The sequence below is a fragment of the Comamonas sp. E6 genome, assembly GCF_001010305.1.
Lineage (GTDB): Bacteria > Pseudomonadota > Gammaproteobacteria > Burkholderiales > Burkholderiaceae_C > Comamonas > Comamonas thiooxydans.
The window spans coordinates 32,944-45,567 of the sequence record NZ_BBXH01000026.1 but is presented as its reverse complement, the minus strand read 5'-3'; the positions used below and the strand labels follow the sequence as shown (position 1 = coordinate 45,567).

Here is a 12,624-nt window from a genome sequence, read left to right as displayed (position 1 = left end):
AGAATGGGCAGTATGAAAGTACTGTCCACGCTCCTGTCACTGCGCCCTGCGCACACCGCCTTGCTGGTGGTCGCAGCCCTTGGCGCCAGCGGGCTCACCCTGCCTGCGCATGCCACACGCATCAAGGAGGTTGCCGCCATCCAGGGCGTGCGCAGCAACCAGTTGACAGGCTATGGTCTGGTGGTCGGCCTCGACGGAACGGGCGACCAGACCACGCAGATGCCCTACACCAAGCAGGCGCTGGCCAATTACCTGGAGCAGATGGGCATCGCCCTGCCGGCCACGGGCAATGCGGCCCAGCTGCAGCTCAAGAATGTGGCGGCGGTGATCATCACGGCCGAGCTTCCGGCCTTTGCACAGCCCGGTCAGGCCATCGACATCAATGTCTCCTCCATGGGCAATGCCAAGTCGCTCAAGGGCGGCACGCTGGTGGCGACACCGCTGCGCGGCGCGGACGGAGAGATCTATGCCCTGGCCCAGGGCAATGTGGTGGTCGGCGGTGCCGGGGCTGCAGCCGGCGGCTCCAAGGTGCAGGTCAATCACCTGAACGCGGGCCGCGTGCCGCAGGGCGCGCAGGTTGAGCGTGCAGTGCCCACTCCCGTCAACCAGGGCAACACGATCACGCTGGGCCTGAATCAGACCGACTTCCAGACAGCCGACAAGATGGTTCGCGCCATCAACCAGCGCATGGGAGCGGGTACGGCCATGGCATTGGACGGCCGCACGGTGCAGGTCAATGCACCCATCGATCCGGGCTCGCGCGTGCGCATGATCGCCGAGATTCAGGAGATGCCCATCGAGACCTCCAAGCCGGCGGCCAAGGTGGTCATCAATGCCCGCACCGGCTCCATCGTGCTCAATCAGGCGGTGACCCTGGGCCCCTGCGCGATTGCGCACGGCAATCTGTCCATCACCATCAGCACCACGCCGGTCATCAGCCAGCCTGCACCGTTCTCGCAAGGGCAGACCGTGGTGGCGCAGAAGTCCGATATCCAGGTCAAGCAGGAGCCCGGCAAGGTCATCAACATGCCCAATTCGCCCCAGCTCACCGATGTGGTGCGGGCACTGAATTCACTGGGCGCCACGCCCCAGGATCTGCTGGCCATCCTGCAGGCCATCAAGGCCGCTGGCGCCATGGACGCCGAGCTGGAGGTGATATGAGCACGTCATTGCCCCATTCTTCATCCCTGGCGGCCAGCAATGCTCTGGCTGTCGATGCACGTTCGCTCAATGCGCTCAAGACGGCAGCCGGCGAGAACAGCCCTCAGGCCGCGCGCGAGACGGCCAAGCAGCTCGAGTCGCTGTTCATGCGCGAGATGATCAAGAGCATGCGCGAGGCGACCATGAAGTCCGGCCTGCTCGACAGCGCGCAGGGCAATCTCAGCACCGATCTGCTGGATCAGCAGCTCTCGGTGGCCATGGCGGGACAGCCTGGCGGTCTCACCGATGCCATCAGCAAGCAGCTGGCGCGCAGCATGGGGGTCGACGCCGCCGAGGACGCAGAAATTGCCGTGCCTTCCACACTGAGCCTGAGCCGCAACGCCTGGCGCAATGTGGGCAGCAACGGCGCCTGGAGCGGCAGCCGCAGCCAGGCTGCGCAATCGATCAACGCCTATGCACCGGCTCCCAAGGGGCGCGACAACTTCGTGACGGCGCACACCGGCGCAGCCCAGCGCGTGGCCAGCGAGAGCGGCATCCCGGCCCACTACATGATCGGCCAGGCCGGACACGAGACGGGCTGGGGCAGGAGCGAGATCCGCAACAAGGACGGCAGCAACTCGTTCAACCTGTTCGGCATCAAGGCCGGTGGAAGCTGGACGGGCAAGGTCGCCGAAGTCACGACCACCGAATACATCAATGGCGCGCCCAAGAAGGTGACGGCCAAGTTCCGCGCCTATGACTCCTACGAGGAGTCCTTCCGCGACTACGCACGCCTGATCGGCAGCAATCCGCGCTACGAAAAAGCCATGGCCCAGACCGGCTCTGCCCAGGCCTATGCCAGCGAGCTGCAAAAGGCCGGCTACGCCACCGATCCGGCCTATGCGCAAAAGCTCAGCCGCGCCATCCAGAGCGTGGCCCAGGTCAGCGTCGCCAACGCCGGCAACAACAGCGCCAATGTCGCAAGCCGTCTGGGCGTCAGCGCCCGTGCCGCCCAGATCAACAAGATCACCGAGAACCAGTCATGAGTCTTCTGAACGTGGGCGCGCGCGCCCTGATGGCCAACCAGATCGCCCTGCAAACCACGGGGCACAACATCGCCAACGTCAACACCGCCGGCTATTCGCGCCAGAGCGTGGCCTTCCAGACCTCGGCGGGCCAGAACATCGGCAATGGCTATATCGGCAATGGCGCCGATGTGGCGACCATCTTGCGCAACTTCAGCGAGCTGCTCAACCGTCAGGCCACGGCGGCCACCGCCGCCAGTGCCGCAGACTCCGCGCGCTCGAACTCGCTCAACCAGTTGCAGGAAGTGTTCTCCGGCGGAACCAACGGCCTGGGCGCGGCCATCAACGACATGATGAATGCGTTTGCCGATGTGAGCAGCGCACCTACCGACTCTTCGGCACGCCAGGTGGTGCTGACGCGCATGAGCGAACTGGCTGCGCGCTTTCGCTCGGCTTCGGCCCAGCTCGACGAGATGGACTACAGCACGCGCCAGCAGATGAGCAATGACGTGAATGTGGTCAACAGTCTGTCCCAACAGGTGGCGGCGCTCAACGGCCAGATCAGCAGCGCCATTGCCACGGGCCACACGCCCAATGACCTGCTCGATCAGCGCGACCAACTGGTGCGTGACATCAACAAATACGTGCAGACCTCGCAGGTCGACGCCGGCGATGGCTCCATCAGCCTGTTCGTGGGCGGCAGCCAGCCGCTGGTGCTGGGGCAGAGCGCGGCCAAGCTCAGCCTGCAGGAGTCCACGCAGTACCCCGGCAGCGGCAAGATGAGCCTGTATTTCCAGCAGCAGGGTGGGCAGCCCGTGGAGCTGACTCCGGCCATGGCCGGTGGCGGCGAGATTGCCGGTCTGCTGCAGTTCCAGAACAACGACCTGAGCGAGGGGCGCAACCTGCTGGGGCGCATGGTGATCTCGATCGGCGATACGCTCAATACACAGAACCAGCTGGGCCTGACCTGGTCGGGTCAGAAAGGCGGGGCGCTGTTCAATATTCCGATGACGACCACGGGCTCCACCACGGGTGCTCAATGGGTACAGCCCGATACGCCCACGGTCACGGTCAAGGACTCGAGCGCGCTCAAGGCTTCGGATTACAAGATCGTTTTCGGCAACGATGCGCCCAAGGGCAAGGTGGTGCGCCTGTCGGATGGCCAGACCACGGCCTTCAACGATCTGACGGACCTGCGCGGCATGACGATCGACGGTCTGCAGTTCGATCTCAAGAACGATGGCCAGGCCGGTCAGTCCGTGCTGTTCAGTCCTGTGGCATCGGCGGCGCACGATATTCAGACCATGGTGCATTCCGGCAACGATCTGGCGGTGGCCAATCCGGTGTCGGCCAAGATCAACTCGCTGGGCGATGCGGCCGTCCGCATGTCCAGCCTGAAGGTGGAAAAAGGCTTCGATGCCTCTACCTTTCCTGCGGGCACCACCCTGTCTTTCGCGCCTGACGGGGCGGGCGGCATGACCTATACCATCACGCCTGCCCCCAGCGGCGTGGCTGCGACAGGCGCCTATATCTCCGGGCAGGCCATCGAGCTGGCTCCGGGGCTCAAGGTGACGCTCACCGGCACGCCTGCGGTGGATGGTGCCACCAGCGATACCGTGAGCTTCGGCCCCAACAGCTTCTACAGCTCGGATACGGGCAATGCCAGCTCCTTCCTGTCGCTTCGCGACGCCGTGATCTTCGATGGCGCGACCACGCTCAGCGACGGTTTTTCCACCGCCATGGCGCAGATCGGCACGCGCACGCAAAGCGCGGCCTACGCAGCCAAGTTGTCCGACTCGATTGCCAAGAATCTGGAGGGCGATCGCACCGCAGTGTCCGGCGTCAATCTGGACGAAGAAGCCGCCAAGCTGCTGCAGTACCAGCAGTCCTACCAGGCCTCGGCCAAGATGCTGCAGGTGGCTCAGGGCATTTTTGACAGCGTGATCCAGGCCGTTGGCCGTTAACCCCCTACAGCCGGAGAACAGGCATGAGCATCAACCGCATTGGCACGGCCAATATGTATGACAGCACCATCAACAACCTGGGCTCGCGTCAGAGCAGCCTGGTGGACCTGATGGAGAAGACCACGGCGGGCAAGCGCGTGCTGCGCGCCAGCGACGATCCCGTGGCGGCGGCCCAGGCCGAGCGCGCACGCACCCGCATCACCCGCTCTGAAAATGACCAGCGTGTGCTCGGTGCCCAGCGCGATGTGATTGCCCAGGGCGAGTCCGAGCTGGGCAAGGCTCATGGTGCTTTGCAGGATTTTCGTGATCTGGTGGTGCAGGCCGGCAACGGTTCGTATGACCAGGTGGCACGCGATGCGCTGGTCCAGCAGATGCAAAGCCTGCGCGATCAGATTCTCGGCTATGCCAATGCCAAGGACTCCAACGGCTTGCCGATTTTCCGCGGGCTGGGCAGTCCCGATACGCCGCTGCAAAGCACGCCTCCGGGCTCGAGCAGCCAGCTCAACCCCGGCCAGAGCACTGGCAGCGACAACGGCCTGCCCATCTCGCTGGATGGCCATGCGGCCTGGTTGAACGTGCCCACCGGCAACGGGGTGTTTGTGGTGAATGGCGCTGCCTCCAATTCCGGCAAGGCCTGGGCGGATGTGGGGTCGGTCACCGACCCGAGCAAGGTCACGGGCGATAGCTACACCCTGGTATTCACCAAGGACCCGACTACCGGCGAGGTCAGCTACGAGATCAACTCCAGCTCGGCCACGGTGACCAACCCCGTGGTTCCGCCCACGCCCTACAAGGAAGGGCAGGCGATTACCGTTGGTGGTCAGCAGATCAGCATCAAGGGTACTCCGGCCGACGGCGACAGCTTCACCATGTCTCCAAGCACACGTACCGATATTTTCAGCGTGCTGGATCAGGCCATTGCCACGGTCAAGGGCGGCACGGGGGGATCGACCGCATTGCAGCAGGGTCTGGGGCGCGCCTTGAGCGAACTGGATTCGGGCATGAACAGGGTGCAGGCCATGCGCAGCTATGCCGGCGACCAGCTCAAACGTGCAGACGGCCTGGAGTCCGACATGAAGGATCAGGCATTGACGCAGGAAGGAGCCCGTTCACGTGCCGAAGATATCGATATGATCACGGCGCTGTCGCAAGTGGATACGCAGAAGGTGGGCTTGCAGGCCGCCCTGCAGTCCTATGCACAGATGCAGAAGCTTTCGCTGTTCAACTACATCGGCTGATTCCAGCGGGCTCTGTCCGTCTTGATGTCTCGTCGTCTACCTGTCCAAATCCTCCATGACCCAGTCTGCCCTCAGCTCTTTGACTCTTGGTTATCGGCCGCTCTGGGGACGTACGCGACGCCTGGCAGGGATTCAGCTTTATGTCCACGAGGACTCGGGCTCCTCTGCCGACATGGCGCATTTCCTGCGCACGGTGGATGAGATCTGGAGTCGTCAGGCCCCGCCGCTCTTGATATCGCCGCAGTCCCGCCAGGTTCTGTGCAATCTTCTTGAACATGCACCTCAGGGCAGTCCCTGGATAGAGGTGCGCGGTGACTGGCTGCAGCAGGATGAAGGTATCTACGAGCTGGTGCAGAAGGCCAAGGCACGCGGGCTGATGCTGGTCTGGGGCGGATCGCTGGCCGATGTGCCCGATGCCGATGCTGCGCGCTGCTTTGCCAGCAGCCTGCTGAGCCTGCCGCCAGAAGGAGCAGCGGGACTGCCTAATGTGGTGCGCCCAAGCCAGCCGGCGAAGGATGCGGACAAGGAGGCTGCCTCGGGCTTTTTTGCCACTCAGCCCTTGAATCTGCTGGACGGCCAGATGTACCAGAGCCTGCAGAGCCTGGAGCTGGCGCGCTCCTGCCTCGACGAGCATGAAGCGGCCGCCGTGGCCGGTTGGCCCGTGGCAGACACCATGCAGGCTTTTCGGCTGCAGCAGCCCCAGCCCTCGCGCGATGCGCTCTTCAGGCTCATGAAGGCCATCGACAAGGAACAGTCCCTGGATGTGATGGAGGAGATCCTGGGTTCGGACCCGGTGCTGGCCTATCGCTTTTTGCTCTATACCAACTCGGCCGCACTGGGCCTGCGTCGCGGCGTGGACTCGCTGCGCCGCGGGCTGGTGATGCTGGGGCTGGGCACGCTGGAGCGCTGGCTGGCCGACCAGCTGCCCCATGCCTGTACCGAACAGGACCTGGTGCCTCTGCGCACGCAGGTCGTGCTGCGCGCCAGGCTGGCCGAGCAGCTGATCGAGGCCGGGGTGAGCCTGGACCTGCAGCGTGAGATGTATCTGTGCAGCCTGTTCTCGCAGCTGGATTTGCTGCTGCATGAGCCGGTGGCCACCATCTTGCGACGCACGCCGCTGAACGAGCGCATTTTCGATGCCATCGTCACGCGCTCCGGTCCTTATGCGGCCGTGCTGCAGATGAGCCAGGCTCTGGAGAGTCGTGACCCGGCGCCCATCCGGCAACTGCGCGAGCAGGAGGAGTGGGAGGCCGAAGACCTCAACCGGATGCTGCTGCGTATGCTCAGCGAACTCAAGCTGGGCATGCCGCAAGCTCAGGCCTGAGTGTCTGGGTGAAAACTCGCTAAAAACAGGCTCTATCTCCTGATAGGAAAGCACAGGCAGCTATCAAATTGATGGATGCGTTGTGATGCAGAGTCGTGCATAAGCAGGGCTTGGCTGCCGCTTATCCGCGCATTGCCTGGGCGCCGGATTCGGACAATTGGGATATCCAATCCGTCCGTGCGCCATGTCCGAATCCCAAGACAAAAACCTGCCCGCCACCGAACGCAAGCTGCAGAAGACGCGTGAAGACGGCCAGGGTGCGCGCTCGCGCGATCTGTCGCATCTAGCCATCCTGGGTACGGGCGCATTGCTGATGCTGATGGGCACGCAGCCCATGATCAATCATCTGCGCGAGGCCATGGCCCGGCAACTGGTGTTCAACGCTGCGGCGGCCAAGACTCCGGCGCTGATGCTGGAGCGCTTTCAGTCCATGCTGGTGCTGGGTCTGGGCATTGCCGTGATCTTTGCTTTGGTGACCACCACGGCCTCGGTGCTGTCCGGCGTGGCTGCCGGCGGCTGGATCTTCAGCTTCAAGCCCATTCAACCGCGCTTTGGCAAGCTCAACCCCTTGTCGGGTCTCAAGAATCTGTTTTCCAAGCAGCAACTGACCACGGTGGTCAAGATGGTGTTCATGACCATCGTGCTGGGCTTTGTGGCCTGGAAGTACATGAGTGCCAATATTGCCGAGATTGCGTCGGTTTCGGCCCAGCCATCGCCCATGGCGCTTGCCATGGTCGGCTCCTGGCTGACCACGGGCATCACCTTGCTGCTGATCGTGGTGCTGCTGGTGGCCCTGATCGACGTGCCGCTGCAGGACTTTCTCTTCAAGTCGCGCCTCAAGATGAGTCATGAGGAGGTCAAGCAGGAGCACAAGGAGTCCGAAGGCAATCCGCAGCTCAAGGGCAAGATCCGCCAGAAGCAGCGCGAGATTGCCGACCGGGCCAGCGTCTCGGCCGTGCCGAAAGCCGACTTTGTGGTCACCAATCCCACCCACTATGCCGTGGCGCTGCGCTATGACGACGCCTCCATGGCCGCTCCCCAGGTGATTGCCAAGGGCACGGATCTGGTGGCGCTCAAGATTCGTGAAATCGCGGGCGCGCACCAGATACCGGTGCTGGAGTCGCCCATGCTGGCGCGTGCACTCTATGCGCATGCCGATCTGGATCAGGCCATCCCTGCTGCGCTCTACACGGCCGTGGCCCAGGTGCTGGCCTATGTCTATCGTCTCAAGGCTGCACTGAGCGGCCAGGGTCCCATGCCCGATGCCCTGGGCGAGCCCCCCGTGCCCGTGGAGCTGGATCCGCACCGTGGCCGCACCCAGCCTGCGGCGGTCGATGCTGCTGCGCAGCAAGAAGGTAATCTGTGATGTCGTCGAATCCTCTGCAACTGTTCCAGAAGTGGTCTGGCTCCAACGCCGGTGCCCTGCAAGGGATGACTGCTCCCATTCTGGTGGTGGCCATTCTGGGTTTGATGGTGTTGCCCGTGCCGCCCTGGCTGCTGGACACCTTCTTCACCCTCAACATTGCCGTGGCTCTGATGGTGATGATGGTGGCGGCCTACATGATCAAGCCGCTGGACTTTGCGGCCTTCCCTTCGGTGTTGCTGCTGACCACATTGATGCGTCTGTCGCTCAACGTGGCATCGACGCGCGTGGTGCTGATGGAGGGCCACACCGGCCCCGGCGCCGCGGGCGCGGTGATCGAGGCCTTCGGCCACTTCCTGATCGGCGGCAACTTTGCCGTAGGTCTGATCGTGTTCAGCATTCTGGTGGTCATCAACTTCGTGGTGATTACCAAGGGTGCCGAGCGCATTGCCGAAGTCTCGGCCCGCTTCACGCTGGACGCAATGCCCGGCAAGCAGATGGCCGTGGACGCCGATCTGAATGCCGGTCTGATCGACGAGAAGGAGGCCAAGCGCCGCCGTGCCGAAGTGGGCGAGGAAGCCAATTTCTTCGGCTCCATGGACGGTGCCAGCAAGTTTGTGCGTGGCGACGCGATTGCCGGCATTTTGATCCTGGTGATCAACGTCATCGGCGGCCTGATCATCGGCATGGCCCAGCACGGCCTGTCCGCAGGTCAGGCGGCCGACAGCTACATCCTGCTGGCCGTGGGTGACGCGCTGGTGGCGCAGATTCCTGGCCTGCTGATCTCGGTGGCCTCGGCCATGGTGATCTCGCGCGTGGGCAAGGAATCCGACATGGGCCGCCAGATCGTGCAGCAGCTGTTCATGTCGCCCAAGGTGCTGGGCATCACTGCCGGCGTGATGATCTTGCTGGGTCTGATTCCCGGCATGCCGCATCTGGTGTTCATCAGCATGGGGGCCTTGCTGGGCTGGGGTGCCTGGGTGCTGGACAAGAGGGAAAAAGCCCGCCTGGCCGCCCAAAGCAGTGCCCTGGCGCCCCAGCAGCAGGCTGCGCAAAATGATGGCGAAGCGACCTGGGACGATCTGCAGCCCGTGGACCTGCTGGGCCTGGAGCTGGGCTACCGCCTGATTGCGCTGGTGGACAAGAGCCGCCAGGGCGACCTGCTGACGCGTATCAAGGGCGTGCGCCGCAAGTTTGCGCAGGAGGTCGGCTTTCTGCCGCCGGCCGTGCATGTGCGCGACAACCTGGAACTCAAGCCCAGCGCCTATCGCATGACGCTGCGCGGCGTCATGGTGGGCGAGGGCGAAGCCTTCCCCGGCATGTTCCTGGCCATCAACCCCGGCGGCATCACCACGCCGCTGATCGGCACGGCCACGACCGATCCGGCCTTTGGTCTGCCCGCGCACTGGATCGACGAGCGGCAAAAGGAAGCGGCACAAATGGCCGGTTTTACCGTCGTTGATTCGGAAACCGTGATGGCGACGCATTTGTCACACTTGATGCAAGTGCACGCGGCCAAGCTGTTGTCTCGTACCGAGACACAGCAGCTCGTTGACCATGTGGCCAAGCTGGCCCCCAAACTCATCGAAGAAGTCATCCCGAAAATGGTGCCCATCACAACGTTCCAGAAAGTGCTCCAGCTGCTGCTGGAGGACTCTGTGCACATTCGTGATATCCGCACCATCATCGAGACGCTGGCCGAAAACGCCACGCAGACGACCGACCCGGTGGAGCTGGCGCGTCGCGTGCGCATTGCACTGTCGCCTGCCATCGTGCAGCAGATCTACGGTCCGACCCGCGAGCTCAATGTGATTGCCATCGAGCCCGGCCTGGAGCGTCTGCTGGTGCAGGCACTGTCGAACCCCAATGCGCCATCGCTGGACCCCGGCGTGGCTGAAATCCTCACACAAAAAGCGGTCGATGTGGCCAACCAACAGGAAGAGCTGGGCCTGCCCGCCTGCCTGCTGGTGCCGGACGCGATCCGCAACTCTCTTGCCAAGCTGCTGCGCCGTGTGGCGCCGCGTCTGCAGGTGCTCGCGCACAGCGAGATTCCCGAGACGCACACCATCCGCATCGGCCCGATTCTTAAAGGTGCAACCGCATGAATATCAAACGCTTTTACGCCCCGACCGCCCGCGAGGCCCTGGCCAAGGCGCGCATGGTTTTTGGCGACGGCACCCTGATTCTCTCCAACCGCCAGACGCCGGACGGAGTGGAAGTCATGGCCACGGCCGAAGAGACCCTGCAGGACATGGATGCCGGCATGCAGACCGGCTCCCCCTTGCAAAAGGCGCTGGAGCGCCGCGCCAGCGACGAAGGCATGAGCAGCCTGCGCAAGGAGCATTCGCCTTTGGCCCCCGCTGCTGCCAGGCGCAGCCAGGGCGGTGAAGCCATGAGTACGCTGGAGCATGTGCAGGCACGCCAGACGGCCAAGGAAGAGCAGGCCCGCGAGATGCAGGTTCAGGCCAAGCCCGTCAAGGCCATCAATGAACTGGCCCGGCATTCCGTGCAGGACGATGTGGAACAGCTGTCCATGAGCACGCTGACCTTCCAGGACTATGTGCGTGAACGCATGCTGCGCCGTCGCCATGAGTCTTCGCTGGACAGCAGCGAAGCTCTGCCTACTTTTGCCCAGCGCGTGCAGGAGCGCAATAACGAGCGCCCCGCCATGACAGCCAAGTCTCAGGCGGCCAGCGCCGCGGTGTCTCGCCACAATCCTCTGCGTCCCGAGAAGATTCAGTTCAAGGAAAGCGCCAGGCCCGCAGCCGTCGCTGCGCCTCAGAACTTCATGCAGGAGATGCAGTCCATGAAGGATCTGATCGAGGAGCGCTTCAACACGCTGACCTGGCTGGGCCAGACGCGTCAGAGCCCGATCCAGTCCAGTCTGATGCACAAGCTCATCCGTGCCGGATACTCGCCCGCACTTGCACGTGCGCTGATCGAGAAGCTGCCCGAGACGCTCTCCGCTGGCGACGCCGTGCGCTGGCTGATGCAGGTGCTGGAGCGCAATCTGCGCACCGATGCCGCCCAGCCCGCCATCTACGAGCAAGGCGGAGTGTTTGCCCTGGTCGGCGCGACCGGTGTGGGCAAGACCACGACCACGGCCAAGCTGGCGGCGCTGTGTGCGGCCAAGCACGGTCCCGCATCCGTGGGCCTGATCACGCTGGATACCTACCGCATCGGTGGCCATGACCAGCTGCGCACCTATGCCCGGATGCTGGGCATGGTGGCCCATCAGGCCCATGACAAGGCAGCGTTGCAGGACCTGCTTGGCTTGCTGCAAAGCAAGAAGATGGTGCTGATCGACACGACCGGCGTGGCCCCGCGTGATCCGCGCAAGGACGAGATCATGGATGTGCTGGCCATTGAGGGCGTGCAGCAGTTGCTGGCCGTCAATGCGGCTGCGCAGGGCGATGCGCAGGACGATGTCATGCAGGCCTTCAAGGCGCGCGGTTCGCAGCATGCCATCCTCACCAAGGTCGATGAAGCCGTGAAGGTCGGTCCCTCGGTGGATACGCTGATTCGTCATCAGATCCAGCTGCGTGGCGTGACCAATGGTCAGCGCGTGCCCGAAGACTTCGAGCGCGCCAATGCGCAGTTGCTGGTCTCGGCCTCCATGCGTTCGGCTGCCAAGTCGGCATTTGATCCGCAGTCGCTGGATCTGGACTTCTTCTTTACCCCTTCGTCCGCCAGCGGCGCAGAGGCTGCCCATGCTTGAGCGTCGCTCGCCTCTGCATCAGGGCATGGCTCTGCATATGAGCGATGCCAGCACCGCCGGCTTGCGCGTGCTGGCCGTGCTGCACAGTGCGTCAGGTGCCGCTGCCGAGCAGGCCGTGCTGTGGCCGCTATGCGCCCAGCTGCAGCGCCTGGGCCAGAAGGTGCTGGTGCTCGACGGCAGCCAGGCCGAATCCTTTCACACGCCAGGTCTTGCCCAACTGCTGGCGCAGCATGCCTGGCAGGCCCAGGCGGGACTGCGCGCAAGCGTCGGCGACGCCCAATCGGTGGCCAGCCTGCCGGCGCGGATGGGCCTCAAGCAGCTCAAGGCCTCGGCCGACGAGATGGGGCTGGACATGCTGACGGCCCTGCAAGCCTATGTGCGCGGCTACACCACCGTGATCATCTATGCGAGCAGCGAAACCTTGACGCCGCTGCTGCAAGGCCAGGGCCTGCAGCCGCTGCTGGTCGTGCCGCCCGACTCCGAGCATCTGCTCGAAAGCTACCGCCAGCTCAAGCATCTGGCCGTGTTTGCCGGCGTGGAATGCACGATTGCCGCGCTGGAAGCGCCGCTGACAGCAGACGGCCCACAGAAATACGACTGGAGCCGCAAGCAGAGCAGCTCGCAGACAGCCAAGCAAAACGCTCAGACACGCTTGCAGCGTCTGAATGCGCTGCTACAGTGTTCGCAGCGCCACCTGGGCGATGCCCCGGTGCTCATGCGCCTGCGATGGCGCCAGGCCAGCGATCTGCATCAGCTCACGCTGCACATGCTCAAGACGGCCTGCATCCTGCCCATGCATGCCCAGCCCACGGCGGCTGCCGCACCTGAATCTCTTGTCTGGAGCCATTGACT

The 12,624-nt window shown here is 63.8% G+C and carries 9 protein-coding genes; all 9 read left to right on the top strand.

The features are described 5' to 3' along the window. Positions 1 to 12 precede the first annotated feature (12 nt). The 9 genes from CSE6_RS21345 to CSE6_RS21305 all read left to right on the top strand — a co-directional run bounded on the left by CSE6_RS21345 (position 13) and on the right by CSE6_RS21305 (position 12,622). The gene (locus CSE6_RS21345) at positions 13 to 1,161 is read left to right on the top strand and encodes a flagellar basal body P-ring protein FlgI (RefSeq protein ID WP_003065520.1); all 1,149 of its coding nucleotides are present in this window, start codon (positions 13 to 15) and stop codon (positions 1,159 to 1,161) included. Beyond that, positions 1,158 to 2,186 carry a flagellar assembly peptidoglycan hydrolase FlgJ gene (gene flgJ / locus CSE6_RS21340; RefSeq protein WP_012836851.1) on the top strand — a complete coding sequence of 343 codons (1,029 nt, stop codon included), beginning with the start codon at positions 1,158 to 1,160 and terminating at the stop codon, positions 2,184 to 2,186. The genes CSE6_RS21345 and flgJ overlap by 4 nt, the downstream gene beginning before the upstream one ends. Then, positions 2,183 to 4,129 (top strand): flagellar hook-associated protein FlgK, encoded by a 1,947-nt coding sequence (flgK, locus tag CSE6_RS21335; protein ID WP_059441422.1) that lies wholly within the window; start codon positions 2,183 to 2,185, stop codon positions 4,127 to 4,129. The genes flgJ and flgK overlap by 4 nt, the downstream gene beginning before the upstream one ends. A 23-nt stretch (positions 4,130 to 4,152) precedes the next feature. After that, a complete protein-coding gene (flgL, locus tag CSE6_RS21330; RefSeq protein WP_034378018.1) occupies positions 4,153 to 5,367 on the top strand; it encodes a flagellar hook-associated protein FlgL in 1,215 nt (404 codons plus the stop codon). A 55-nt stretch (positions 5,368 to 5,422) separates the two neighbouring features. Beyond that, the gene (locus CSE6_RS21325) at positions 5,423 to 6,691 is read left to right on the top strand and encodes an HDOD domain-containing protein (RefSeq protein WP_059441421.1); all 1,269 of its coding nucleotides are present in this window, start codon (positions 5,423 to 5,425) and stop codon (positions 6,689 to 6,691) included. A 184-nt stretch (positions 6,692 to 6,875) separates the two neighbouring features. Next, positions 6,876 to 8,057 (top strand): flagellar biosynthesis protein FlhB, encoded by a 1,182-nt coding sequence (gene flhB, locus CSE6_RS21320; protein WP_003065511.1) that lies wholly within the window; start codon positions 6,876 to 6,878, stop codon positions 8,055 to 8,057. Then, positions 8,057 to 10,159 carry a flagellar biosynthesis protein FlhA gene (gene flhA, locus CSE6_RS21315; RefSeq protein WP_059441420.1) on the top strand — a complete coding sequence of 701 codons (2,103 nt, stop codon included), beginning with the start codon at positions 8,057 to 8,059 and terminating at the stop codon, positions 10,157 to 10,159. The genes flhB and flhA overlap by 1 nt, the downstream gene beginning before the upstream one ends. Then, positions 10,156 to 11,772: a flagellar biosynthesis protein FlhF gene (gene flhF, locus CSE6_RS21310; RefSeq protein ID WP_059441419.1), complete on the top strand. Its 1,617-nt coding sequence runs from the start codon at positions 10,156 to 10,158 to the stop codon at positions 11,770 to 11,772. The genes flhA and flhF overlap by 4 nt, the downstream gene beginning before the upstream one ends. Beyond that, the gene (locus tag CSE6_RS21305; RefSeq protein ID WP_059441418.1) at positions 11,765 to 12,622 is read left to right on the top strand and encodes a hypothetical protein; all 858 of its coding nucleotides are present in this window, start codon (positions 11,765 to 11,767) and stop codon (positions 12,620 to 12,622) included. Before flhF ends, CSE6_RS21305 begins: the two co-directional genes overlap by 8 nt. The last annotated feature ends 2 nt before the right edge of the window (positions 12,623 to 12,624 follow it).

Excerpts from the sequence above, each read along its gene's own strand:
- flgJ (WP_012836851.1), top strand. The coding sequence starts at position 1,158 with ATGAGCACGTCATTGCCCCATTCTTCATCCCTGGCGGCCAGCAATGCT.
- CSE6_RS21345 (WP_003065520.1), top strand. The coding sequence starts at position 13 with ATGAAAGTACTGTCCACGCTCCTGTCACTGCGCCCTGCGCACACCGCC.
- CSE6_RS21325 (WP_059441421.1), top strand. The coding sequence starts at position 5,423 with ATGACCCAGTCTGCCCTCAGCTCTTTGACTCTTGGTTATCGGCCGCTC.
- flhA (WP_059441420.1), top strand. The coding sequence starts at position 8,057 with ATGTCGTCGAATCCTCTGCAACTGTTCCAGAAGTGGTCTGGCTCCAAC.
- CSE6_RS21305 (WP_059441418.1), top strand. The coding sequence starts at position 11,765 with ATGCTTGAGCGTCGCTCGCCTCTGCATCAGGGCATGGCTCTGCATATG.
- flhF (WP_059441419.1), top strand. The coding sequence starts at position 10,156 with ATGAATATCAAACGCTTTTACGCCCCGACCGCCCGCGAGGCCCTGGCC.
- flhB (WP_003065511.1), top strand. The coding sequence starts at position 6,876 with ATGTCCGAATCCCAAGACAAAAACCTGCCCGCCACCGAACGCAAGCTG.
- flgK (WP_059441422.1), top strand. The coding sequence starts at position 2,183 with ATGAGTCTTCTGAACGTGGGCGCGCGCGCCCTGATGGCCAACCAGATC.
- flgL (WP_034378018.1), top strand. The coding sequence starts at position 4,153 with ATGAGCATCAACCGCATTGGCACGGCCAATATGTATGACAGCACCATC.